Origin of the sequence: Colwellia sp. Bg11-28 (assembly GCF_002836245.1) — a bacterium.
GTDB lineage: Bacteria > Pseudomonadota > Gammaproteobacteria > Enterobacterales > Alteromonadaceae > Colwellia > Colwellia psychrerythraea_A.
Genome location: NZ_PJBA01000004.1, coordinates 339,795 through 366,341 on the forward strand (window position 1 = coordinate 339,795; position 26,547 = coordinate 366,341).

General features: G+C 38.4%; 20 protein-coding genes and 1 riboswitch. Of the genes, 9 read left to right on the forward strand and 11 right to left on the reverse strand.

All coding sequences use genetic code 11. From position 1 onward, the window contains the following. Window positions 1-194: 194 nt before the first annotated feature. Window positions 195-992, reverse strand: a complete 798-nt coding sequence (locus tag CXF79_RS05340) for an alpha/beta fold hydrolase (protein WP_101154237.1) — start codon at window positions 990-992, stop codon at window positions 195-197. Window positions 993-1,235: 243 nt separating this feature from the next. Between CXF79_RS05340 and seqA the strand changes: the two genes are divergently transcribed. The 5 genes from seqA (at window position 1,236) to CXF79_RS05365 (ending at window position 7,666) form a co-directional block, all read left to right on the forward strand. After that, complete coding sequence (gene seqA, locus CXF79_RS05345; protein WP_101154238.1) at window positions 1,236-1,838, forward strand: replication initiation negative regulator SeqA; 603 nt, start codon at window positions 1,236-1,238, stop codon at window positions 1,836-1,838. A 53-nt stretch (window positions 1,839-1,891) separates the two neighbouring features. After that, window positions 1,892-3,553 (forward strand): phosphoglucomutase (alpha-D-glucose-1,6-bisphosphate-dependent), encoded by a 1,662-nt coding sequence (gene pgm / locus CXF79_RS05350; RefSeq protein WP_101154239.1) that lies wholly within the window; start codon window positions 1,892-1,894, stop codon window positions 3,551-3,553. 389 nt (window positions 3,554-3,942) lie between these two features. Next, on the forward strand, window positions 3,943-5,124 hold the full coding sequence (locus CXF79_RS05355) for a thiamine pyrophosphate-dependent dehydrogenase E1 component subunit alpha (RefSeq protein WP_101154240.1): 1,182 nt from the start codon (window positions 3,943-3,945) through the stop codon (window positions 5,122-5,124). A 269-nt stretch (window positions 5,125-5,393) separates the two neighbouring features. Then, window positions 5,394-6,371 carry an alpha-ketoacid dehydrogenase subunit beta gene (locus CXF79_RS05360; RefSeq protein WP_011042419.1) on the forward strand — a complete coding sequence of 326 codons (978 nt, stop codon included), beginning with the start codon at window positions 5,394-5,396 and terminating at the stop codon, window positions 6,369-6,371. 29 nt (window positions 6,372-6,400) lie between these two features. Continuing rightward, on the forward strand, window positions 6,401-7,666 hold the full coding sequence (locus tag CXF79_RS05365) for a dihydrolipoyllysine-residue acetyltransferase (RefSeq protein WP_101154241.1): 1,266 nt from the start codon (window positions 6,401-6,403) through the stop codon (window positions 7,664-7,666). A gap of 136 nt (window positions 7,667-7,802) precedes the next feature. Here the strand turns inward: CXF79_RS05365 and CXF79_RS05370 are convergent, their stop codons facing one another. Then, entirely contained in the window at window positions 7,803-9,662 is a 1,860-nt protein-coding gene (locus tag CXF79_RS05370) for a M2 family metallopeptidase (protein WP_101154242.1), read from the reverse strand. A gap of 807 nt (window positions 9,663-10,469) precedes the next feature. On the opposite strand from CXF79_RS05370, the gene CXF79_RS05375 reads away from it, so the two are divergent. The 3 genes from CXF79_RS05375 to CXF79_RS05385 all read left to right on the forward strand — a co-directional run bounded on the left by CXF79_RS05375 (window position 10,470) and on the right by CXF79_RS05385 (window position 13,856). Further along, window positions 10,470-11,117: a TetR/AcrR family transcriptional regulator gene (locus tag CXF79_RS05375; protein ID WP_011042422.1), complete on the forward strand. Its 648-nt coding sequence runs from the start codon at window positions 10,470-10,472 to the stop codon at window positions 11,115-11,117. A gap of 621 nt (window positions 11,118-11,738) precedes the next feature. After that, window positions 11,739-13,106 carry a DEAD/DEAH box helicase gene (locus tag CXF79_RS05380; protein WP_101154243.1) on the forward strand — a complete coding sequence of 456 codons (1,368 nt, stop codon included), beginning with the start codon at window positions 11,739-11,741 and terminating at the stop codon, window positions 13,104-13,106. 3 nt (window positions 13,107-13,109) lie between these two features. Further along, window positions 13,110-13,856 (forward strand): hypothetical protein, encoded by a 747-nt coding sequence (locus CXF79_RS05385; RefSeq protein ID WP_232769079.1) that lies wholly within the window; start codon window positions 13,110-13,112, stop codon window positions 13,854-13,856. A gap of 32 nt (window positions 13,857-13,888) precedes the next feature. Here CXF79_RS05385 and CXF79_RS05390 read toward each other — a convergent pair whose 3' ends face one another. Beyond that, window positions 13,889-14,806 (reverse strand): GGDEF domain-containing protein, encoded by a 918-nt coding sequence (locus CXF79_RS05390; RefSeq protein WP_101154244.1) that lies wholly within the window; start codon window positions 14,804-14,806, stop codon window positions 13,889-13,891. A gap of 361 nt (window positions 14,807-15,167) precedes the next feature. Between CXF79_RS05390 and CXF79_RS05395 the strand changes: the two genes are divergently transcribed. Further along, on the forward strand, window positions 15,168-17,135 hold the full coding sequence (locus CXF79_RS05395; RefSeq protein ID WP_011042429.1) for a monovalent cation:proton antiporter family protein: 1,968 nt from the start codon (window positions 15,168-15,170) through the stop codon (window positions 17,133-17,135). A 191-nt stretch (window positions 17,136-17,326) separates the two neighbouring features. On the opposite strand, the gene CXF79_RS05400 is transcribed toward CXF79_RS05395, so the two are convergent. The 8 genes from CXF79_RS05400 to CXF79_RS05435 form a co-directional block, all read right to left on the reverse strand. Beyond that, window positions 17,327-18,478 (reverse strand): patatin-like phospholipase family protein, encoded by a 1,152-nt coding sequence (locus CXF79_RS05400; RefSeq protein ID WP_011042430.1) that lies wholly within the window; start codon window positions 18,476-18,478, stop codon window positions 17,327-17,329. A gap of 245 nt (window positions 18,479-18,723) precedes the next feature. Then, the gene (locus tag CXF79_RS05405; RefSeq protein ID WP_232769080.1) at window positions 18,724-19,083 is read right to left on the reverse strand and encodes a DUF3718 domain-containing protein; all 360 of its coding nucleotides are present in this window, start codon (window positions 19,081-19,083) and stop codon (window positions 18,724-18,726) included. A gap of 58 nt (window positions 19,084-19,141) precedes the next feature. Next, a riboswitch (cyclic di-GMP riboswitch) is annotated at window positions 19,142-19,237 on the reverse strand. A 218-nt stretch (window positions 19,238-19,455) separates the two neighbouring features. Then, window positions 19,456-20,112: a 3-oxoacid CoA-transferase subunit B gene (locus CXF79_RS05410; RefSeq protein ID WP_011042433.1), complete on the reverse strand. Its 657-nt coding sequence runs from the start codon at window positions 20,110-20,112 to the stop codon at window positions 19,456-19,458. After that, complete coding sequence (locus tag CXF79_RS05415; RefSeq protein WP_101154245.1) at window positions 20,112-20,831, reverse strand: CoA transferase subunit A; 720 nt, start codon at window positions 20,829-20,831, stop codon at window positions 20,112-20,114. Before CXF79_RS05415 ends, CXF79_RS05410 begins: the two co-directional genes overlap by 1 nt. A gap of 119 nt (window positions 20,832-20,950) precedes the next feature. Next, a complete protein-coding gene (locus tag CXF79_RS05420; protein ID WP_101154246.1) occupies window positions 20,951-21,877 on the reverse strand; it encodes a hydroxymethylglutaryl-CoA lyase in 927 nt (308 codons plus the stop codon). Window positions 21,878-21,879: 2 nt separating this feature from the next. Continuing rightward, window positions 21,880-23,925, reverse strand: coding sequence for an acetyl/propionyl/methylcrotonyl-CoA carboxylase subunit alpha (locus CXF79_RS05425; protein WP_101154247.1), 2,046 nt, complete (start codon window positions 23,923-23,925; stop codon window positions 21,880-21,882). A gap of 67 nt (window positions 23,926-23,992) precedes the next feature. Further along, window positions 23,993-24,781, reverse strand: a complete 789-nt coding sequence (locus CXF79_RS05430) for an enoyl-CoA hydratase/isomerase family protein (RefSeq protein WP_101154248.1) — start codon at window positions 24,779-24,781, stop codon at window positions 23,993-23,995. A gap of 31 nt (window positions 24,782-24,812) precedes the next feature. Continuing rightward, window positions 24,813-26,420, reverse strand: coding sequence for a carboxyl transferase domain-containing protein (locus tag CXF79_RS05435; RefSeq protein ID WP_101154249.1), 1,608 nt, complete (start codon window positions 26,418-26,420; stop codon window positions 24,813-24,815). Window positions 26,421-26,547: the final 127 nt, after the last annotated feature.

Below are 26,547 nucleotides of genomic sequence, written 5' to 3' on the forward strand. Positions count from 1 at the left end.
TTGTTTGTTTCTTATACACTAAGGCCAATTAATACTAAGACTAAGGCCAAAAAAATTGGCCGCATTATAACACACGATTTACGCCATACCATTAGCATTTATTGCTATTAGGTAAATAATAATAGCGATTGTTAGTAGTAAGCATTTTGATCTTTATCAATGATATAGAAGTCGGCTGTTATAATTTCTTTGTTTTATGGAAATTCGGCCTTAATAAAGTCCGCGACAATTTTATTAAAGGCAATAGTCTTTTCAGCATGAAGCCAATGTCCTGCGCCTTGAATGATTTTTGCTTTGCTGTTGGGTAACAGTGCAGCGATAGCTGTTCTGTGTTCAGTTTGAATATAATCAGAATTACCTCCTTTGATGAACAAAGTTGGTCCAGCATAAGCTTTGCTATTATCAGGTATTTGATTCGCTTTCATTATCTGCGGATAGCATAAACTGATATTTTCAAGACTGCATTTAAAGGCAAATTTACCCTGTGAATTTAATGCTAAATTACGTAATAAAAATTGCCTAACACCGATGTTATCGACAAATGGTGCTAGCTGAGTATCAGCATCCTTGCGTTTCATTACTTGAGATAAATCGATCGCTTGCAAACCGGCTATAATTTTTAAATGATGAGGCGGGTAGCTAACCGGAGCAATATCAGCAACCAATAACTTTGTAATACGCTCTGGTTGCGCTAACGCGACTTGAACGGCAATTTTACCACCCATTGAGTGACCTAATAATAGGCAAGTATCAATATTTAAATGGTCTAACAAATTAATGATGTCTTGCGCTAATTCGGAGTACTCCATAGTGCTAGCATGAAATGAATCACCATGATTTCTAACGTCGACACTGGTAACACAATAGTCTTGTGCCAATGGTTTTGCCACCATATTAAGGTTTTCTAAACTACCAAATAAACCATGTATTAGTACGATGTGCTTGCCCGTACCAACTTGTTTATAGTTTAGTATTTCAGGTTTTTTTGTCATTATGTTATTCGTTTTTATTTGGCTATCATTGGTAATATTGTCATGTTTTTAACAACTATTTGCAAACATCACCGTTAAATAATCAAAGCATGGAATAACTATGCTTAAATTAAATTTTTTGCCTGAAGTGATGTTAATTCCAACTGAAATGATGAACTTTGAATAGTAATGGGTATAAATGAGTTCAACCTACTGTCATTTCCCTATATAATCTTTCGCGAATTATTTAAGTTAAGGGTAACAATGAAAAACATCGAAATAGATGAAGAGCTTTACCAATATATTGCCACTAATACTCAGTTTATTGGTGAGAGTGCTTCTGCCATTTTACGTCGTTTGCTAAATTTGGGTGTCGAAGCCAAACTTGAAACCGTTACCGTTAATGAACTTTCAGATGTGGTTGAAGTAAATATTCTTCCTGAGTCTGAAGAGAAGGCAGTGACAATTGAAACTGCTGAGGTTAAAGAACCAAAAAGTAAAGCTGTTGTTAAGGTTACCGCTGAGAGCCATGAAACAGTTTTTAACTTTATCAATAAAGAAGAGTTGGCAATGCAGCGTGGTGCTGTGGGACGGTTTTTATTAATTCTTGCCGCATTATATCGTGCTCATCCAGAACAGTTTGGTGTAGTAACAGATATAAGTGGTAGAGATCGCTTATATTTTGCTAATAGTGAAAATAAATTAGCAGAAAGTGGCAGTAGTACTAAGCCTCGCCAAATACCAGAAAGTCCATTTTGGGTCATAACCAATTCTAACACCACACGTAAAAAAATGATGTTAACTAAAGCCTCAATCTCATTGGGTTATAGTGACAGTGATGTAGAAAAAATTCGTGAGTTACTTTAGTACTGACTATTGAAGTAGCTTAGGATAATACTTGTAATAATTAGGAAGATGACATGAGTATCCACCCTTTTGCGGGTAAACCAGCTCGTCCGGAAGATAGAATTAATATTGGTCAGTTAGTTAGTGACTACTTTTTGCAAACACCAGATGTAAGTTTAGCTGCTGAGCAAGTAAGCTTTGGCACGTCTGGTCACCGAGGTTGCGCGAATAAGCGTAGTTTCAATGAGCAGCATATTATCGCTATATGTCAGGCTATTGCGGAATATCGTCAACAAAACGCCATCAATGGGCCACTCTTTTTAGGTAAAGATACTCATGCGTTATCTGAGCCTGCATTTGCTAACGCAATATCAGTACTTATTGCTAATGGCGTTAATGTCGTTATCCAAAGTGACTCTTTATCGGGAAAGGGCTTTACGCCGACACCCGTTATTTCTCGTTTAATCATTTGTCATAATAAATCAGCTTCTGAAAAACTTGCTGATGGCATTGTCATTACGCCTTCACATAATCCACCGAGTGATGGTGGTATTAAATATAATCCGCCTCACGGTGGTCCTGCAGAAGGTGGTATTACCAAGAAAATTGAGCAGCGCGCTAATGAAATCATTATCGCAGGCTTAATTGATGTTAAACAGCTATCTTACCCTGAAGCGCTAAAATCATCTCTGCTCACCAAAGAAGATTTTATTAGTCATTATGTTGGTCAACTTAATGAAGTAATTGACATGCAGGCTATTTCAAAAGCAGGCATCACTATTGGTGTTGATCCTTTAGGCGGCTCAGGCATCGCTTATTGGCCTGTTATTGCTGAGCAATATAACCTGAATATTTCTGTTGTTAATGAAGTAGTCGATGCCAGTTTTGCTTTTATGCCATTAGATAAAGATGGTAAAATTCGGATGGATTGCTCGTCAAAATATGCCATGGCAGGCCTTATTGCCATGAAAGATGATTTTGATATCAGTGTGGGTAATGATCCTGATTTTGACCGACATGGTATTGTAACGTCAAGTGGCGGCTTGATGAATCCAAATCATTACCTCGCCGTCGCTATTCATTATTTAATGACGCATAGAGATTGGCCAAAAAGTTGTAAAATAGGCAAAACCTTAGTGTCAAGTTCATTGATTGACCGCGTAGCCGCTCAACTCTCTCGCCCGTTATCTGAAGTGCCCGTTGGTTTTAAATGGTTTGTCGATGGTTTAGCTGATGCAAGTTATGCTTTTGGTGGTGAAGAAAGTGCTGGCGCATCTTTTCTATCTCGTGATGGCAGTACGTGGACCACAGATAAAGACGGTTTTATATTGGCTTTATTAGCGGCAGAGATTCTTGCTGTTACTGGCAAAGACCCTTATCAGTATTACCTCGAACTAACTAAAACACTAGGTCAACCATGTTATGGCCGAGTTGAAGCTGTGGCGTCATTTGAACAGAAACGCGTGCTAACAGCGTTATCATCTAACGATGTTAAAGCACAAAGCCTTGCGGGTGATAAGATTCTTCATGTACTTTCACATGCACCAGGAAATAATGCCGCTATAGGTGGCATAAAAGTAGTAACTGATAACGGTTGGTTTGCTGCTCGTCCTTCTGGCACTGAAGATATTTATAAAATCTACGCTGAAAGTTTTATTGATGAAGATCACCTTGAAATCATCATTAGTGAGGCACAAGCTATTGTTGGCGATTCATTCAAAGCTGCAGGCTTGTAAGTTATTGCTATTAAAGAGTTATTACTGATTATAGTGATAACTCTTTAACTCCTGTATACCCCCTCTATTTTTTTATTCTAATACCACTGTAAAGAATGTTGCTCACTTCTTGTGACTTACACGGTAACTCATTGTCTTCGTTTATTGAATGTAAGTTAACGTGAAGGTAAAGTTTATCCAGGTTATTACGGCATACCTTACTTAGGTATAAATTGGCTATACTAAAAATTAATAAGCCTGGCTAATACCCATTTAATTTATTGACAACTCACAGTTACAAGAGCGTACTTACAACAAAAAAATTTGTTAAATATAGTTTTTATATTTAATCAACTTTCGCAGACGTTAACCGCAGCACCTTGCGAGTTAAGGTAATAGAAGAGAACATTATGAGCACAGAAATTTATGATGATGGACCAGTAGTACATCAACCTACTTTTATCGATGGGACCAGTGTTGAAATTCCTGAATTGAGAATTTTAGACCAAGACGGTGTCACTTATCCCAATGCTGACTTACCCGATATAGATCAAGCGTTGGCGACCAAAATTTATCATAGCCTTGCCTTTCATCGTGTACTAGATGAACGTATGGTGGCTTCACAGCGCCAGGGCCGTTTGAGTTTTTATATGACCGCATTAGGCGAAGAAGCGACGAGTGTTGGTGGTGCTGCGGGACTAAAACCTCAAGATATGATCATGATGCAATATCGTGAACAAGGTGCCTTAATATATCGTGGTTTTGATCTTAAAGATCTAATGAATCAGCTGTTTAGTAATGCTGGTGATTTAGGGAAAGGTCGTCAAATGCCGATTCATTATGGTTCTAAAGCGCTGAACTGTATGACGGTATCTTCGCCTCTTGCGACACAAATTCCGCAAGCGACTGGTTATGCTTATGGGCAAAAATTGCAAGGTGTTGATGCGGTAACCATTTGTTATTTTGGTGAAGGTGCAGCATCGGAAGGTGATTTTCATGCAGGTCTAAATATGGCTGCAGTACAAGAAGCACCGGTTATCTTTTTCTGTCGAAACAATGGTTATGCTATCTCTACACCTTCAGATGAACAATTTAAAGGTAATGGCATTGCTTCTCGTGGTGTCGGTTACGGCATTAAAACAATCCGTATTGATGGAAATGACATCCTTGCGGTACTTAAAGCAACACAAATAGCTCGTGCTTACGCAATAAAAGAAAATAAACCAGTCTTAATAGAAGCAATGTCTTATCGTCTGGGCGCACATTCTACCTCGGATGATCCATCGGGTTATCGTACTAAAGAAGAAGAGGCTAAGTGGCAAAGTCATGATCCTATCTTGCGTATGAAAAATTGGTTAATAAACCAAAAGTGGTGGGATGAAGCACAAGAAACTGCATTGTTTGAAAAATATCGAGAAGAAGTGTTAGCGGCAGTTAAAGTAGCAGAGAAAATTGATAAACCACATATAGATACCATGATAACTGATGTTTATGATGTGCCATCAGCACAGTTACAAGCACAATTAGATGAAGTCAAAGCTCACGTTAATAAATACCCAGAAGCTTACCCATTTACCGCAGGGAAATTTTAATCATGACTCAAATCTATATTGACCAAGTGTGTAGTATCCACATTGACTTCCATGAAGCTTACCCAACTACATCAGCAGGGAAATTTTAATCATGACTCAAATCTATATTGACCAAGTGTGTAGTATCAACATTGACTTCCATGAAGCTTACCTGACTACATCAGCAGGGAAATTTTAATCATGATGCAAATCTATATTGACCAAATGTGTGGTATCAACACTTATTTTCACGAAGCTTACCCAACTACAGCAGCAGGAAAACTTTAATCATGGCTCAAATAAATTTATTACACGCGATTAATAGTGCACTTGATATTGCCATGGCTGATGATAAAAGCACGGTATGTTTTGGTGAAGATGTTGGTCATTTTGGTGGAGTATTTCGTGCCACAAGTGGTCTACAAGAAAAATATGGCAAAGCTCGCTGCTTTAATACTCCTCTAGTAGAGCAGGGGATTATTGGTTTTGCTAATGGTCTAGCTGCTCAAGGCAGTGTTGCTATCGCTGAGATCCAATTTGCCGATTATATTTTTCCTGCTTTTGATCAAATAGTTAATGAAGCGGCTAAATTTCGTTACCGCAGCGGCAATGAATTCAATGTTGGTAAATTGACCATTCGTAGCCCATACGGTGGTGGTATTGCGGGGGGCTTGTATCATAGTCAATCGCCCGAAGCTTACTTTGCCCATACCCCAGGTTTAAAAGTAGTTATTCCACGTAATCCATATCAAGCTAAAGGTTTATTACTTGCGTCTATTCGTGATGATAATCCGGTGATCTTTTTTGAACCAAAGCGTTTATATCGAGCATCAGTTGGCGAAGTACCAGAAGAAGATTATCAATTGCCTTTGGGTAAAGCTGAAGTAGTACAAACGGGTACTGATATCACTTTACTTGCTTGGGGCGCGCAAATGGAAATAATTGAAAAAGCAGCGCAAATGGCTAGCAACGATGGTATCTCATGTGAAGTGGTAGACTTACGTACTATTTTACCTTGGGATATAGAAACTATTAGCAATTCTGTGATGAAAACAGGTCGTTTGCTTATCAGTCAAGAAGCACCACTAACGGCTGGATTTGCCAGTGAAATAGCCGCCACTATTCAAAGTGAGTGTTTTTTACACTTAGAATCGCCTATTGCTCGTGTATGTGGTCTAGATACGCCATACCCATTAGCGCTAGAAAAAGAGTATGTTAGCGATCACTTAAAAGTATATGAAGCAATCATAAAGAGCGTTAATTTTTAACGATAACCCTTATTAGCAGGACACAGAACATGAGTATTGATTTTATATTACCTGATATTGGTGAAGGCATCGTTGAGTGTGAGCTCGTCGAATGGTTAGTTAAAGAAGGCGAAGTTATTGTTGAAGATCAGCCTATTGCTGATGTAATGACAGATAAAGCCTTAGTACAAATTCCGGCAATGCATTCAGGTGTTGTAGAAAAGCTTTATTATAAACAAGGTGAAATTGCTAAAGTGCATTCGCCTCTTTTTGCTATGACTCCAGAAGGTGATGACAGTACTAACGATATTGTTGCCGCTGAACCTGAAGTTAAAGCACAAGTTGATAACGTAAAGACTGAGCTTGTGACTAAAGAAATCTCAGTACCATCAGTTGCTCCATCATCAGTAAAAGGCGAACCTGCTGTTAGCAATACTAAAACCGACGGTAGCAAAGCATTAGCAAGCCCAGCGGTTAGACGTGTAGCGCGTGAACTAGATATTAATATCCATCAAGTCGAGGGCAGCGGTAAAAAAGGGCGAGTCTATAAAGATGATGTTGTCGCTTATAGTCAAAATGGCTCGAGTGTTATACCTACTGTTGTTAACGGCGGCACTAGCGTAGAACCCATTCGCGGTATTAAGAAGATAATGGCAACAGCGATGCAAAATAGTGTCAGTACTATTCCTCACTTTACTTACTGTGAAGAAATTGACCTCACTGAACTTATCGCTTTACGCACAGAACTTAAAGATGTTTATGCTAAGCAAGATATTAAATTAACTATGATGCCATTTTTTATGAAAGCTATGTCATTAGCGATCAAAGAATACCCAGTGGTAAATTCAAAAGTAAATGATGATTGCACAGAGCTGACTTATTTTAATGATCATAATATTGGTATGGCGGTTGATTCTAAAGTCGGCTTACTTGTTCCTAATATTAAACAAGTACAAACTAAGTCAATATTAGACTTAGCTAACGACATTATGCGCTTAACAAATGATGCGCGTAGTGGACGTGTTGCTAGTGAAGATCTAAAAGGTGGCACTATTACTATTTCTAATATTGGTGCAATAGGCGGTACTGTGGCAACACCTATCATCAATAAACCAGAAGTCGCTATTGTTGCACTAGGCAAGTTACAAAAATTACCGCGCTTTAATGAGCAAGGTGACGTAGAAGCACGCAGTATTATGCAAGTGAGCTGGTCTGGTGATCATCGAGTTATAGACGGCGGCACTATCGCTCGCTTTTGTAACCTATGGAAATCATTCCTAGAGAAGCCAAGTCATATGTTAGTGCATATGAGCTAAAGCTTTAATCATACATAGTTAAGTCACTTATTCAGCAGTGCCTTAGGTATATAGCATTAAAAAAGCCCCGTTATCAATGGTTAATACCAGATGATAACGGGGCTTTTTATTATGTGGACTTTTTAATTATTAATCATTAAAAACCACATTGTTTACCTTGGTTTTTGTTTTTCAACCAAACATGTAATGGTGCAAAGTAATCTAATATAGCGGTAGCATCCATTTGCTCATTACCCGTTATTACTTTATAAGCTTGCTGCCATGGCTGGCTTGAACCCATTTCTAACATGGTATTAAGCGCAGTACCTGCTTCTTTTGAGTTATAGATTGAACAGCGGTGAATAGGGTCAGTATTACCTGAGATTTCACATAACGCACGATGGAATTCAAATTGTTGAATATGTGCTAAGAAATAACGGCTATAAGGTACACCTGCTGGTACGTGGTATTTAGCACCAGGGTCGAATGCATCAACATCACGATCTATAGGCGCTGCAACACCCTGGTATTTCTCACGTAATTCCCACCATGAAGTATTGTAGTCTTCAGGCTTAATTTCACCAGAGTAAACTTTCCAACGCCACTGATCGACCATCAAACCAAATGGAATGAAAGCGATTTTATCAAGCGCTTGTTTCATCAATAAACCAATATCTTTTGATTCATCAGGAATCGTATCAATTAAGCCAATTTCTTTTAAGTATTTAGGGGTAACTGATAAGGCAATAGTATCGCCGATTGCTTCATGGAAACCATCATTAGCGCTATTTTGAAAGTATACTGGCTGGTCTTTGTAAGCACGTTGATAGAAGTTGTGGCCCAATTCGTGGTGAATAACGTTAAATTCTTCACCTGTTTTCTGTATACACATTTTGATGCGAATATCGTCTTTAGCATCAAGATCCCATGCGCTGGCGTGACAAGTTACGTCTCTATCGGCAGGTTTAGTAAACAATGAACGAGTATAAAAAGTCTCTGGTAAAGCATCAAAGCCTAATGACGTGAAGAACTTCTCAGCGCCTCTCACCATTTTTATCTCATCGTAGTTATGCTCAGCTAGTTGCTTAGTTACGTCATAACCAGGATCGGCATCTTCTGGAGCGACTAAATCATAAATGTTACCCCAAGACTGAGCCCACATATTACCCAATAAATGTGCTGGGATAGGTTTGTCTTGAGCCACTTTATCAGTACCGTAAGTTTCACCTAACTCGGTTCTTACATAACAATGTAAATCATCATATAAAGGCTTAACTTGTCCCCATAAGCGATCGAGTTCTTTGGCAAAATCATCGGCAGGCATATCGTAGTTAGAACGCCACATCGCGCCTAAATCTTGATAACCCAAACCTTTAGCACCTTCGTTAGCAAGCTCAGCTTGACGAGTGTAAAGAGGCTTCATTTCTGGGCTGATTTCACGCCAACCGGTCCACATTTCAAGTAATTCATCATAATCACGAGAATTAGCCATTTTTGACGTCATATCACCTAAGCTAAGTTTTTCACCTGCTTTAGTGGTATAGCTACCTTTACCGTAAATACTGCCAAGCTTAGCGCCTATTGTCGCTAATTCAGCTGACTTTTCTGGATCTTGTGGCGCTGGCATAACCAGATTTTGCTTTAAGACATTTAATTGGCGTCGTTGTGTCGGGTTAACATCTACGTCATCAAAAGTTGCAGCTTGCATGGCGTATCTTACGCCAGCATCAGTGGACTTTTGATCGGCTTCAGCAGCTAATGATGCGGTATCTTCCGTGATGAAATTGGCGTAAATCCAAGCAGCACGTGAACCTTCTAAGTTTAACGTCACCATTTCTTTAGCAACATTATCTAAGAACTGTTGGGCGTCTGTGGCTGTTAATGCTGCTTGTGCGCTAATTTTTGCCGCTTTTTCTACCGAGGCTTGTTGGCTTGGCTCTTGATTGCATGCCGTTAAAGAAGCGGCAATAACTAATGCGAGACCTGTAAACTTAAATGTTTTCGTAATATTTTTCATTTTATTATCATTATCAAAGTGCAGTTGTTAGGTGAGGTTAGTATATAAAATTGTTTGCTTGATACAAAGTTTATAAGGAAAATAGTTACTTAGGATTAACTAGCTCAAATTTAGGGCAAAAAAAAGCTCATTCAAAATGAATGAGCAAACTACAACATGAAACTGGGTTGAGATATAAAAACAATAATAAACAAAAACAATGATATATAGGGGAGTTAATAAGAACAGGGAGTTTTAAAGTCACTGCTTGCTAGAAACTGAGTTAATAATAAATGCTTGCCCTGTGTTTTACTGTATAGATACCGTAACGATTTGTAATGGTAGTGATGTACAATGCATTTTGAAAACAATCTGGTTTAGCGCTTAAATTTAGGGCAAAAAAAAGCTCATTCAAAATGAATGAGCAAACTACAACATGAAACTGGGTTGAGATATAAAAACAATAATAAACAAAAACAATGATATATAAGGGAGTTAATAAGAACAGGGAGTTTTAAAATCACTGCTTGCTAGAAACTGAGTTAATGATAAATGCTCAGCCTGTATTTTACTGTATAGATAGCGTAATGATTTGTAATAGAGTTGATGTACAATAGATTCTGAAATAATCTGGTTAAGTGGTTGTTAAAAGCTTGACCTATTTACAAAGAATACGCTATTTTAAACAGGTGTTTAAACTAGTTGTTTAGTTTATACCCATAACCATTCAAATGCACTCATCACTCTGAAGTCTGCATCTTGATTGGTAAAAGGGATATATGCTAAATCATTAAATAATTAAAACAGCAAGCAGTTAGAAGTTGAAGTATGAGTACCAAAAATAAAATATTAGATGCCGCCGATGTACTTTTTGCCAATAAAGGCTTTAATGGTACGTCCCTAAGAGAAATTACGAGTCAGGCTAATGTCAATTTAGCGGCAGTAAACTATCATTTTGGCTCTAAAAAAGAGTTAATTAAAGCGGTTATGTCTCGCTATATGGATGAACTATCTCCTCGATTGGAGTCTGCACTGTCACTCATTTGCCAAGCTGAGCTTAAACCAACTTTGCATGAAGTGTTTTCTGCTTTTATAGGGCCACTTTTACACCTTAATGAATTTAAAGAAAACGGTACCAGTACCTTTTTGCAATTATTAGGGCGCGGTTATACCGACAGCCAAGGCTTTTTACGTTGGTTTTTAACAACTCAATATCCTGATGTTTTTACTAACTTTACCAAAGCCGTTAACATTGCTTACCCTGAATTAAGTGCAGAAGAAATATTTTGGCGATTGCATTTTACTATGGGCACTATAGTTTTTACCATGTCATCAAGTGAAGCTTTGATTGATATTGCTCAAAATGATTTCGACAATAAGTTAGATATAGCGGGTGTTATTGAGCGAGTTATTCCTTATGTTGCTGCAGGGGTTGGTGCGCCAATTACTAAAACCGAACCATTATCTCTAGTTTGATGCTTTTATTTTAAACAGCAAAAAATAACAATAAACTTATTATCAATTCATTGTGAAAGAATTGATAAGAATGGCGCATTATACCAAGTCTATTAAGTTATTTCCCGCTCAGCGAGAATTAAAAGGCATAGAAGCAAGGCGTTGATAGAAGAGAATGGTTATTCCCTTATCAAAATCAATAACACAGTATATAAGCCTTTTAAACTCGCCCATCGGGAGCTCATTAGCAAACTGATAACATCACGAAATTGGTGAAGTATAAAATAACTATATTTAATCAATTTCACTTGTTCTAAGCTCGCTAATGATAGCTCTGAGTTGGGAATAAATTTAATAGAATTGGTATTACTTACCTTATTCATTCGCACTTAGTGCGAAAACTTAGATTAAGTAGTCGCTCTATTTTGATAAAGCCAATGCAGTAAATAATCCCTTAAATAGATTGAAGTATGTTTTTTGCCATAATTCATACTTATCCACCCAGAAAATCACTCCTCTTAGCAAATATCTAAACTAATTTTTTTCAAGACTAGTTCTGCTTTTAACGACAATTTGTATTATAATCCGCGCCAATTATGCTATTTCAGTATTTTACAAGTTTATTTAGGGTTCAGGTGACATATGAGTGTTGATTCAATTGGCTTATCAGCAGATTTATTAAAAGCGGTTAAGGCGTGTGGTTATAAGAATTTAACCCCTATTCAACAAGAAGCAATTCCAGTTATTCGCCAAGGCGTTGACCTTTTAGCAAGCGCACAAACAGGTACAGGTAAAACAGCTGCTTTTAGCTTACCTATTTTAGATGCAATTGCTAAAGCCAATCATGCCGCCAAGAGTTCGACTACTTCTACAGATGAAAACTCTGCAGAAGAAAAAAGTGCATCAGGACAAGCAATTCGAGCGTTAATATTGACGCCTACTCGTGAACTTGCCAATCAAGTAGCTGATAACATCAAACAGTTTAGCCAATACCTACCGATAAAAAGTGGTGTGGTTTATGGTGGCGGTAAAATGGCATCACAAACAAAGATGCTAAAACAAGGCCTTGATGTGTTAGTATCAACACCGGGTCGTTTATTAGAGCACTTAGCTCTACGCAATGTTGATTTATCACAAGTGAAATTTCTTGTACTTGATGAAGCTGATCGCATGTTAGACATGGGATTTTTAACGGATATTGAAAAATTATTGCTAGCTGTTAAACATAAGCATCAAACGTTGATGTTTTCTGCAACTTTTTCAGACCGCGTAAAGTCGTTAGCAAATCAGTTATTGAAATCACCAAAAACAATCAGTGTTTCTAAAGAAAACACGACTTCGGGTAAAATAAAGCAAGCCGTTTATTGGGTTACCGAAGAACGTAAGCGAGAATTACTTTCAGAGCTTATTGGTGTTAATAATTGGCAGCAAGTACTGGTGTTTGCCGGAACAAAAGAAAGTGCAAATACGTTAGCAAAAGAATTAAAGCTTGACGGAATAAAAGCGGCGTTATGTCACGGCGATAAAACTCAAGGCGCAAGAAATAAAGCATTAGAGCAGTTTAGTGAAGGTAAAGTGCGCGTATTAGTTGCAACAGACGTTGCAGCTCGAGGACTCGATATACCCGATCTTGCTTTTGTCGTTAATTTTCACTTACCATTTTTACCTGAAGATTATGTCCACCGTGTTGGTCGTACGGGTAGAGCGGGTAAATCAGGTACGGCAATTTCTTTAGTAAGCCCTAAAGATGAGCGCTTTTTAGAAAACATAGAGCAATTAATTGAACGTAAGTTTGAACGTATTGTAGCTCCTGGTTATGAGTTTAACCGCCTAGAAGCTAGTGAATACCAAGAAGCAACGGTAAAGCGCGACAGTAAAAACAGGTATCGTGCAGCCCAAGAAAAGAATCAAAATTTAGCGAAAAAAGATGTGAAAATTAAAAGTTTAAGTAAAAATAAAACGGCAAGAACGAACAGTAAATACAATAATAAAATTCAGAAAAAACGTTAAAGTTTGTCTGAAAAACTCGGTAATAATAAGTTAACAAAACCAGTGATAGCACCTATAGTTATAACAGAAACGCCTTTTGATAAAAGGCATTGTTGCTGGTTTTGTGGTGAGCCTAGCCATGTTGTTTTTATTTTCCCTTCTTATAGTTCCGCCTTTGCTTATGAGAGTGATAAATACTTATCACTCTCTAGTTCCCATCCATTAATCTCTCTTCCTAGTTGCCGAGAGTGTCAACAATTTGCGAATAAAGCCAAAGAAAATACAATTTTGGCAGTCAAAGGTTATGTAAAGCAAAAGCTATTAAAGCGCTATGCTAAAGATCTTGCTATCGGTGTTAATTGGACAGAGCAAGAGTTGGCAACCAGTGAATTTGAGCAAGGAAATTTTGCTGGTTTTGCTCGAAGTGCCTGGTTTATGTATGAAGTAGCAAAGGCGAGGGTAAGTTATTTAGGTTGGCCGTTGGTGGCTAATGGTATTGAACTTGAGGAGGTTGATCTTGAGGATTTACAAGTCGAAACCTTTAACTTTGATGGTGTTTTGTACCCCTCTTTATCTGATGCTATTGCGCATTATGCAAAAATATTTTTACTAGATGAACACTATGTTACCGCGGTTTTACAACACTTGGGCAATAGTGGTATTGATGAGAAATCATTTGCCCAAGCGGTCCGTTTTTGTCGGTTATTAGTTAATGCTAGCGCAAACGAGCGTAAAATCGCTTTTAAGGCGCTAGTCGCTAAAAGTAAGTGATTACTTCTCGATTACTTGCGAACTATAGAAGCCTAGACAACACTTAAGTGCGAAGATACTTGCATCTTACGACGGTAAAGTATTTCGTCTGCACGCTCAAAAAAGCTGAGTTCATTATCGGCTCTGTTCATAAACGTTGAACCTATACTGCAACCTAGTTGGTATTTATTTAATTGTACATTACTAGCTAAAGCTAGGTTTATTCGGTTTTCAATGATAGCTAAAGCACTATCGTTAGCATTTTCGACGATTATGGCAAATTCATCACCACCAAATCTAAATAAGCTATCTGAGTCACGAGTACATAAGCGTAGTACATTGGCAAACTCTTGTAAGACGGTATCTCCAGCAATGTGGCCATGAGTATCATTTATAGCCTTAAATTTATTTAAGTCACCTAAGACTAAACCAACCAAGCTATGATGTCGGTTAGCGTTATGCATTGAACGTTTTAATTGTTCGTCAAAATATCGGCGATTACCTAATCCAGTTAAACCGTCCTGCATAGCAAGTTGCATTGCTGTATGATACGCAATGGCATTTTTAATCGGGTGTAACAGGCATAGGTGAAGTTGTTCTAACACTTTAAAGTTAGTTAAGCTGATAGGGCTATTGATACCATAGCTGAGTGTACCAATAAAATTATCTTCAATCTTTAATTCAAAACATTGTTCTTTTTTAGCTTTTCTGCTGCCAAAAAGTACAGTATTCAAATTCTGACTTTTAAAGTACAGCCCAGAAAAATCAACATATCTGGTAGCTTCTACCGCAAAAATACTTAATAGTTCATCAATATCAAGTGTAGTTTGTAGCTGCGTCATCAGCGCTAGGATCTGACGTTTATCAAAAATAGTATTAGTAAAAGTTTCAGCAACAAGTGCATCAGTGCTTAATGTACTATAGGTATTAAAGGGAGAAAACCTATTATCAAGTACGTTTAGTGTTTGCATACAACAACCTCATTAACTTTATCTTATAACGTCAATTGATAAATATGATCGCTCTAAGAGCATATTTTGACGCTATTTTTTAACTATTAAGATAAAAGCAATAAACGTACCACTTAGTTATAATTTGTTTGTTTTCAGGTTAATGTTACTAATTTTAAATGAAATATATTCATTGAGTGCAATGTGATTTATTTTTGTTGTTAATATACTTTAAGGCTAGGTAAACTATGAATAGATTATCAGTTTTTCTCTTGAGTCATAATGTTGGCGGCAATATTTTGCCGCTTGGCAAATAAGCCTAAATCTTAGTTCTGTTATTGACCACCTCTAAAAATTATCAAAGCAAACGAAAGGAAGTTATGTGAGCGGTTATTTTGAAATACTTGCGATATTAACCTGTGCTGTATTTGTGGTATGGCTATTTCGTCGGCTAAATTTACCGGCGATTTTAGCTTACTTAGTTGCAGGCATGCTTGTTGGTCAACACGGTTTAAATCTAGTTCAGGACCAAGTTGATTATGATCACTTTGCCGAGTTGGGTATTGTATTTTTACTCTTTACTTTAGGGCTAGAATTCTCATTACCGCGATTAATGGCGATGCGCCATTTAGTGGTCTCTGTTGGTAGCTTACAAGTCGGTATTTCGCTACTTGTCTTTATAATTGCGGGACTGTTTTTTGGTTTAAGTTTTTCTGAAGCTTTTGTTGTTGGTAGTATACTCGCACTCTCTTCTACCGCTATTGTTATCAGGCAACTGAGTGAAACGGGTGCCATGAAACGAAAATCGGGGCAGTTATCGGTCGCTATTTTACTGTTTCAAGATGTCGCTGTTGTGCCGTTATTAATCATTATTCCTATGTTGGCTATGGATAGCCAAAGTTCTATGGTCTGGGCGTTAATGCTAGCTATGGTGAAAGGGGTCGTGGTTGTCGCATTATTATTATTAATTGGTAAGTGGTTGCTCCCAAAAGTATTTAACATTATTGCGCAAGTACGTACTGATGAACTCTTTGTATTAACCACATTATTAGTGACTTTATTAGCCGCAGCTTTCACCCAATGGTTCGGTTTATCAATGGCATTAGGTGCTTTTCTTGCTGGTATGATGTTAAGTGAGAGTGAGTATAAGCATCAACTTGAAGCCGATATTCGGCCTTATCGAGATATTTTACTCGGCTTATTTTTTATCACTGTTGGTATGAAACTCGACGTGAGTTTATTAATATCATCACCATTTAGTTTATTAGGCTTGATGCTCTGTTTTATGCTAGTCAAAATTATGGTAATCAAAATCCTTGCGGTTAAAGCGGGAGAATCAAGTAAAGATGCTTGGGCATCGGGTTTAATGCTGGCGCAAATGGGGGAGTTTGGTTTTGTACTAATAGCGTTAGCAAACCAAAGTCAAATATTGCCACTAGATGTTGCTTCAATGCTGCTTGGCGCAGGTGTTATCAGTATGGCGATTACTCCTTTTATGATCAACAACGCCAGATCTTGGGCACTATTTTTGAGTCAAGAAAAATCACCAGAATCGCTTGATTTATCACAATTACCTGAAAATAAAGTTTTAGAGAATCATGTTGTCATCTGCGGTTTTGGCCGAGTAGGGCAGACAGTCAGTCGATTTTTAAAACAAGACGAAATTGATTTTGTTGCCATTGATGTTGATCCACTTCGCACTCAAAAAGCGAGAGAAGCAGGTGAGAAAGTACTCTTTGGTTCATCTAGGCAAACTGAAGTTCTTAATGCGGCTCACTTATCTGAAGCTAAGTTAGTTGTCATTGCTTTTGGTGATGATAAGCAATCACTTGAGGTGATTCAAAAAGTTAGAAGTATGAATGAAAAAGTTCCTATTCTGGTAAGAACTCGTAATGATGACCAACTTGATGCTTTACAAGCTGCGGGCGCTAATGAGGTTGTACCGGAAAGCTTAGAGGGTAGTTTAATGTTAGTTTCGCAAGTGCTATCGCTTACGGGCGTGCCATTTTCTCGCATTATGCGCCGTGTGCAAAGAGAGCGTAAAAACCACTATAACCATTTACACGGCTTCTTTCAGGGAGAGCACACTGATATGAGCCCACAAGCTATAGATAGAATTGAATTTGCTCACGCTATTTTAATAAATGATAATTCTTTTAGTTGTGGTAAAAGCATTGAATCATTAAATCTCGGTAAAATGCGAGTGAACGTTGTTGCTTTACGCCGAGGTGATATTGAATGTGAATCACCTGGGAAAGACACTGTCTTACAAGCACAAGATACATTGATTATTCGCGGAAAGCCTAGGGGAGTTGAAAAAGCAGATCATTATGTACAAGAGGGTAAGTAGTTTTTTAATAGAATAATTAGGGCTTTCCTTTGCAAAGACACTATATTCTGAATAAGAGCGCTATCTTTTAATAAGTGAGAGTTGCTCTTAAAATGGTTAGCTCTAAAGTGAGTTGTTTAAAAAAGATAGGCCCTAAGGTGATGCTCTTAGGCTAATAGTTAAACCTCCACTCCACAATCTATCAAGGATGGTCATATATCAAGAAAACTTCTAATGGCCTGTTCTTGCTCCATGGCATCAGCAAAACCTAACCTTATTAATTCACCACAAAAATTTTTCTCAAATAATAAATAACTGATAATACTCGACTCAGAATCATTTCCTATGCCTGCGCTACGCAATAACAAGCGAATAGATAAAGGTAGGTCATAATAATACTGAGCAGCAATCTCATTAAAATCATGACTAGGATTAATAACAAAACTATCTATGTGCTGTAATCCTTCGTTTTCTTTTCTATTTTGAGCTGAAATCAATTTAAGCGTTTCGTTTATTCGTGCCATGCGTTCAAGATCGCTATGCATGGTATCTGAAAAAATGGAATCGAGTAGATGACCCGCAATAGTTGCCGAGCTTGGCGGATGTGGTGTGTTTTCTCTTGTATGCATAGGCTCCTTTGGCTGATCTACTCCAATCACAAATATTTTTTTTGCGCCTAAATGTATCGCTGGACTCAATGGAGAAAGTTGATGTACTGAACCATCTCCAAAGTGTTGGTTCTTAATTTTAACCGAAGGAAAAACCATTGGAATTGCAGCTGAAGCCATTAAGTGTTCTGTATTTAACTGGCATAATTCTCCACGTCTTTTAACGCGAGACCAAGGTAGTGCTAAACCATCGGATTGATAAAAGCTAATAGAGTCACCATTGCTATAACTTGATGCTGTAATTGATACGGCTGATAAGTATCCGCGCGCTATATTATTATCAATGCGATTAAAGTCGAGGATTTGGTTAAGTAATGCTCTAAGAGGGGCGTTGTTAAGTAAACTACGAGGATTTTTATTCGCATAATCAGCTTGGAAACTAGCGAGCATACCTTGGCTTATATGACTAAATACGTTGATCGGACTACTATGGTAGATACTTGATATATTGAAGTTTTTCCAGGCCCATTCCAGTTTCTTTACCCCTAATTGAAAACAGGATGCATAACAAGCTAATGAGGTGGTATTGATAGCTCCAGCAGAAGTACCTGAAAGGATTGAAAAGGGGATACCATGGTTTCTAGGGATGAACTTTGAAATGGCGGACAAAACACCAACTTGATAGGCTGCACGGGCACCACCACCAGTTAGCACCAGAGCGTTTTTATTATTCAGATAGTTTCTTTTTAGTGTCATAGAGAATGATTTTTTTATTTTTAAACCGTCAGAATTGTATCTATTTATTACTCGACTTCAATGACTTAAGTGTATGTGCTTTTGATTTACTTCGCTAGCTACTTAACTCATTAATTACTTTATTTAGGACAAAAAAAAACCAGCAAAGCTGGATTTTTTAAAATGACATAGAATTATTAAATAGTATAGCTTTTACTCATCCGTTTTTATTGCTAAAAGGTATTAACATCTACTTTAAATAATTTTTAACTGCTAACGCGAGCGTTGGCAGCGTCTATCAATGGTTGCGATCCAGTTTGAAGCATCTCTAGGTTAGCCGAAACTACTTTCTTTGGTAATTTTGAAATCATCAAAGAACCAGTTTTTACTGAGCCAGAGGTTGATGCAAACTCTAATAAGTTCTTACCATTACACTGAATATTGTCGAAGATACGACGAATCTTAAGTTTATTTGTCTTTAAAAATGAACGCATGCGTTTCTTGTCATCGGCCGCTACGTACTCACATATACTTGTCGCAATGTCAGCAGCTTGTGCCTTTGGTGTTGTTACAGCAGACGCTAATGTTAAAACTGTGATGGTGGAAGCTATTAATAATTTTTTCATTTTATAAACCTTAATAATGGAGTTAATAAAAGAAAAAACCACGGGATGTACCTGTTAACGAGGTGACTCCGCTGTCATAGATAAATAATTAAACTTTACCCTTAGACCGGTGGTTTTGCGTAACACGTTTTCGCGTGCTTTGCCTTTTCTTTGTCAAAAATAAGTATCACGTAATTGTTACCAAAGTGCAAGCTAAATGGGCGCGAGAGAACAGTTAGTGAAAATGAGAATGGAAATAATACGAGACTAAACATGTAAAGAATAAAGGTAATAGTTTGATAACTATTACCTTTATTTGAATGTTTCAGAGAAAGGTATCTCTTTGCTTTTACTACGAAATAAGGTCTTTCTTAGTTACAAAGTACTATAGAATTAAAACTTCATCTCTGGTATGTCACCAGTCACAACAAGTTCGCCTTCAGTTAACTTAATTATTTCTTCAATAGAAACACCAGGGGCACGTTCAAGCAAATGAAACTTACCTTCTTTAATTTCAATAAACGCTAAATCAGTTAATACTTTCTTAATGCAACCTTTACCCGTTAATGGCAAAGAACAGCTTTTAAGTAGTTTTGAAACACCATGCTTAGAAGCATGTGTCATGGTAACGATAATATTATCTGCCCCAGCCACTAAGTCCATTGCGCCGCCCATGCCCTTGATCAATTTACCGGGTATCATATAGGAAGCAATATTACCGTTAACATCGACTTCAAAGGCGCCCAGAACAGTTAAATCTACATGGCCACCTCGTATCATCGCAAAAGACTCTGCAGAGTCAAAGACAGATGCGCCAGTTGCCATAGTGACAGTTTGCTTACCGGCATTAATTAGATCGGCGTCAATTTCTTCTTCCGTTGGAAATTGCCCCATGCCAAGTAAACCATTTTCTGATTGCAACATCACTTCAATATCTTGCGGAACATAGTTTGCAACTAGGGTAGGGATACCTATGCCTAAATTAACGTAATAACCATCTTTTAGTTCTTGGGCAACACGTTGAGCTATTTGTTCTCTTGATAACGCCATTATTTTGCTCCTTGTGCTGAAGATGGACGAACAGTACGTTGTTCAATGCGTTTTTCGAAAGTGCCTTGAATTAAGCGATCAACATAAATACCAGGTGTATGGATTTGGTCTGGATCTAACTCACCCACTTCAACTATTTCTTCTACTTCAACAACGGTAATCTTGCCAGCAGTTGCTGCCATAGGGTTAAAGTTTCGAGCCGTTTTTCTAAAAACTAAATTACCGTATCTATCGGCTTTCCATGCTTTGACAATCGCAAAATCACCGGTAATAGCTTCTTCTAAAATATACTCACGGCCATTAAATGTTCGTTCATCTTTGCCCTCAGCTACAGGCGTACCAACACCTGTTGCCGTGTAAAAAGCTGGAATACCTGCACCACCAGCACGCATCTTTTCTGCAAGCGTACCTTGTGGTGTTAATTCAACTTCGAGTTCTCCCGCCATCATTTGGCGTTCAAATTCAGCATTCTCACCCACATAAGAGGCAACAATTTTTTTTATTTGTCGATCAGCTAATAAAACACCTAAGCCAAAATCATCAACACCACAATTATTTGAAACTAAGGTCAAACCTTTAGTCCCTTTGCGCTTGATTTCACTGATTAAGTTTTCAGGGATACCACATAAACCAAAACCACCTGCGATAATGGTCATGTTATCTGTTAGCCCAGCCATGGCTTCCTCATAGCTTGACACTACTTTGTCGAATCCTGCCATTTTATTCTCCTCATTTGGTTTGATATTTTATATATATTTAACAGAGAGAAAGAATAAATAAAATAATTCATCATTATATTAATCTGCTTTACCTTCATTCTCTCTGTGCGAAGAAATTGCTATTCTTCTGAAACTTTCTCTTGTGCTAAATAAGCATTTGATACTTTAGATATAGGTGCTTTACCTAACTTATCACTAATAAACCAACCTGCTTGCAGTAACTTTTTGAAATCGATGTTTGTCGCTATACCTAAACCATTAAGCATGTAAACTACATCTTCAGTCGCTACATTACCTGAAGCTCCTTTAGCATAAGGACAACCGCCTAAACCAGCAATAGCACTATCGACTACCTTGACACCCATTTGTAATGCAGCGTAAATATTAGTTAACGCTTGCCCATAAGTATCATGAAAGTGAACCGCTAGTTTATCTGTTGGTACACGGGCACTAACGGCTTGTATCATCTTTGTTACGCTTGCTGGATTACCGACACCTACAGTGTCACCTAATGAAATTTCATAACAACCCATAGCAAAGAGTTTTTCTGCGACTAAAGCGACTTGCTCTGGATCTATATCACCTTCATAAGGACAACCCAATACACAAGAAACATAACCACGGACTTTGATATTCGCTTTTTTAGCCGCTTCCATAATAGGTGCAAAGCGCTCAAGACTCTCTTCAATAGAGCAGTTTATGTTTTTTTGGCTAAAGCTTTCTGAAGCAGCGCCAAAGATAGCGACTTCATTAGCATTGACTGCCATTGCTGCTTCAAAACCACGCATATTAGGTGTTAATGCTGCATAGGTTACCTTCTGATTGCGATTGAGTTTTTCAAACACTTCAGTAGAGGTTGCCATTTGTGGCACCCATTTAGGTGAAACAAAGCTGCCACTTTCAATATAACTAACGCCAGCATCGCTGAGTTTTTCTATCAGCTGAATTTTATCGCTAGCACCAATGGGCGTTGCTTCATTTTGCAGACCATCTCTAGGACCAACTTCAACAACTTTAACCTGCTGTGGTAATTTGCTTGATAACATGATTACTCCGACTCTTCACTGCTACTTTCTTGTTCCGTGAACGCTAATAACTCAGCACCGCCATCTACCATGTCGCCGACTTGGAAAAATATCTCATCAATAGTACCGTTGCTTGGCGCTTTGATAGTATGTTCCATTTTCATCGCTTCCATGATCAATAAAGGTTGGTCTTTACTAACCTGTTCGCCAGATTTAACCAAAACACTCACCATAGTGCCGTTCATTGGCGCGATTAAACCGCCATGATTATCATCTTCGTTATGCTGACCACAGTCTGGCAGAATATGAGTAAAGTTAAATACGCCATTAGTCCTATATAGACTTATGTTATTTTCAAAATGATTAAAGGTTGTTTGGCTACGATGTCCGTTAACAGTCGCTACGATAGTGTCATCATTGTGTGGCGTAGTTAAAATTTCGCCTTGACAATCAAACTTTTCACCATTGATATTAATTGAATAATAGGCATCATTACCCTGACGCTTTTGTTCAACTGTCACCGTGTGCTCGGTATCATTGTGCGCTAGCACTAACGTATGTAAATTAGCTTCATTTAGGCGCCATGCATTGGCATTGTACCAAGGAGAATGTGGGTCGTTACTTTGCTGCGCTTGCTGTTTTGCCTTGCTTTCTTTAGATAGAACAAGGAATAAAGCGGCTATAGGCAATTCATTGACTAATGGTTTTTCGTCGTTATGAAAAATCAGGTCATGATTTTTTTCAATGAAACCTGTATCAATATCTGCGGCTTTAAAAGGAGCAGATGTTGCTAAATTATAAAGAAAATCAATATTAGTCGTGACACCATTAATACGGTACTCACTCAATGCTTTTGCTAAGCGCTGTAGTGCCTTTTCACGATTTTCATCCCATACAATTAATTTAGCAATCATAGGATCATAATAGACACTGACGTCATCGCCCTGACGAACACCGGTATCTATACGAACATGTTCGCTCTCAATAGGTGTTTTTAATAAACTTAACTTTCCTGTTGCAGGTAAAAAGTCGTTATTAGCATCTTCTGCATAAATTCGCGCTTCAAAAGCATGACCATTGAGCACAAGTTGCTCTTGTGTTTTAGGCAGTAATTCACCAGCGGCTACACGTAATTGCCATTCAACTAAATCTTGTCCACTGATCATTTCAGTAACTGGGTGTTCAACCTGTAAGCGGGTGTTCATTTCCATAAAATAGAAAGAGCCGTCGATATCAAGTAAAAATTCAACGGTACCTGCACCTTGATAGCCTATCGCCTGAGCAGATTTAATTGCTGATTCGCCCATTTGAGCGCGTAATTCTTCGCTCATGCTAAAAGCAGGGGCTTCTTCAATGACTTTTTGATGGCGACGCTGTACTGAACAATCACGTTCAAATAAATAAACAGCATTTTCATGATTATCACAAAATACCTGGATCTCAACATGGCGAGGCTGTGTTAGGTATTTTTCAACCAACATAGTGTCGTCACCAAATGATGACATCGCTTCACGTTTTGCAGCGGCTAAACCTTCATCGAATTCTGCTTCGCTCCACACTTGGCGCATGCCTTTACCACCACCACCTGCTGTGGCTTTTAGTAGTACCGGATAGCCCATGTCGTCAGCGGCTTTTTTGATAATATCACGTGACTGATCGTCACCATGATAGCCGGGCACTAATGGCACATCGGCTTTTTCCATAATGTTTTTAGCGGCAGACTTTGAACCCATCGCTTCAATGGCGGCGACAGGAGGGCCGATAAAAGTGATGTTCTCAGCGGCACAGTTACGACAAAAACCAGCATTTTCAGACAAAAATCCGTAACCAGGATGAATTGCTTGAGCGCCTGTCTTTTTGGCGGCAGCGATAACTTTATCACCTAACAAGTAACTTTCGCGTGATGGCGAAGGGCCTATGTAAACGGCTTCATCGGCCATATGAACATGCAAAGCATCTTTATCGGCATCTGAATAAACGGCAACGGTTAATACACCCATTTTCTTGGCTGTTTTAATAATGCGGCAGGCAATTTCACCACGGTTGGCAATTAAAATTTTACTGAACATTTTTTTATCCTTTTATTCTTTTAGTATCACTTAATATCACTAGCAACTGAGAACTTGACGCTTACTCTTACCAATTAGGCGCTCGTTTTTCAAAAAAGGCGGTTAAACCTTCTTGTCCTTCAGTTGATACGCGAATAGCTGCTATACGCTCACTAGTGTCTCTGAGTAAGTTTTCATCAATTGGTTGAAAGGCGACATCTTGGCTAAGTTTTTTTGCCTGTCGTCTCGCTTGACTACCATTAACTAATAACTTGGCGACCATACTATTGACTTCATCAGTTAGCAGCTCAGGCGAGACGACTTCATCTACTAAACCAAGTGACTGTGCTTTATCGCTAAAAAAACGTTCGGCAGTTTGAAAGTAACGGCGACTCGCTTTTAAACCAATGGCATCTACTACATAAGGGCTGATAGTTGCGGGTATTAAGCCCAATTTAACTTCACTTAAACAAAAGCTTGCTTTGGTGCTCGCGATAACAATGTCACAACAGCTCGCTAAACCAACAGCACCGCCAAAAGCGGCGCCTTGAATTTTGGCAATAGTTGTTTGTGGCAAAAAGTTTAACGCTTTTAACATTTGCGCTAAAGCGTTGGCATCTTTCAAGTTATCTTCATACGAATAACTTGCCATGCGCTTCATCCAACCTAAGTCAGCACCGGCACTAAAACTCTTGCCGTTTGAGGCTAAAATCATAACGCTAATGTCATCGCGTTTACTGATGTCGTTAAAAATCTCAGTTAGCTGTTTAATGATGGCATCGTCAAAAGCATTGTGTTTATCAGGATTGTTCAAAGTAACTGTGGCAATACCTTGCTCATTAACTTCTAACAAAACCTTGTCGTTATTGGTATTCATAATAAGTACGCTCTACCTTTATTCTGTACGGTTACATACGGAAGATGCCAAACTTGGTCTCTTCAATTGTTTTGTTTAATGAGGCTGAAATAGCTAAACCTAAAACTTGTCTAGTGTCAGCAGGGTCGATAATGCCATCATCCCATAAACGCGCCGAGGCGTAATAAGGATGACCTTGGTGTTCATAGTTATCGATGATAGGTTGTTTAAAGCTTTGCTCTTCGGCTTCGCTCCAGCTTTCACCGAGTTTTTCTTTTTTATCACGTGTTACTTGCGCCATAACGCCAGCGGCTTGCTCACCACCCATCACAGATATACGTGAATTTGGCCACATAAATAAGAAGCGTGGATCATAAGCTCGACCACACATGCCATAGTTTCCTGCGCCAAAACTACCACCAATTAAAATGGTAAACTTAGGTACTTGTGCCGTAGCTACAGCGGTAACCATTTTGGCACCATGTTTAGCTATACCGCCTGATTCGTACTGCTTACCCACCATGAAGCCAGTGATGTTTTGTAGGAATACTAGAGGAATTTTTCGTTGTGCACATAGTTGAATAAAATGTGCACCTTTTTCAGCAGACTCACCAAATAACACCCCATTATTTGCGACAATACCAACAGGATAGCCATAAATATTGGCAAAACCACAAACTAAGGTATTGCCATAAAGGGCTTTAAATTCGTCGAATTCACTGCCATCAACAATACGAGCAATAACTTCACGTATATCATAAGGCTGACGGGTATCTTTAGGAATAATGCCGTAAATATCGTCAGTTGGATATTCGGGTTCAACAACTTGTTTGAAATCTATTGTTACCGGTTTTACTCGGTTTAAGTTTTTAACAGCAGAACGTGCTATTTCAAGAGCATGGTGATCGTTTTGTGCATAATGATCGGTAACACCTGAAGTACGACAATGTACATCCGCACCACCAAGATCTTCAGCGCTCACAACTTCACCTGTCGCTGCTTTAACTAGTGGAGGTCCCGCTAGGAATATAGTGCCTTGCTCTTTAACAATAATTGACTCATCAGCCATTGCAGGAACATATGCACCACCCGCAGTACAAGAGCCCATAACAACAGCAATTTGAGGAATGTTATTGGCTGACATATTCGCTTGGTTAAAGAAAATTCGACCAAAGTGCTCTTTATCTGGAAACACATCATCTTGGTTTGGTAAGTTTGCGCCACCAGAGTCGACTAAATAAATACAAGGTAGGTTGTTTTCTTTTGCAATAGATTGTGCGCGAAGATGTTTCTTTACTGTGAGTGGGTAATAAGTACCCCCTTTAACCGTGGCATCATTGGCAACAATTACACACTCTTGTCCAGCCACTCGGCCTATACCTGTGATAATACCGGCACTAGGTACGTTATCATCATAAACCTGGTAAGCGGCAAGTTGCGAGAACTCTAAAAATGCTGAGCCATCGTCTAGTAAAGCATTAACTCTATCTCTTGGTAATAACTTACCACGTCCGATATGTCGCTCTCGAGATCGTTCGCCACCGCCAAGTTTTATTTCACCGAGTTTTTCTCGTAAATCATCAACTTGGGTTTGCATATGAGCAGCATTATCAAGAAATTCTTGGCTGCGAGTGTTTATCTTACTTATTATTTTTGCCACGGGAGAGAGCCTTTTATTTGATAGTAATCATTTATTTTATTGCGGTTTAACTCAACTACTGCGTTTAAAAATGCTCATTGACTAACGTCAACTCTGCTTTTTTACTTTGTATTTGAATTAAACCGCT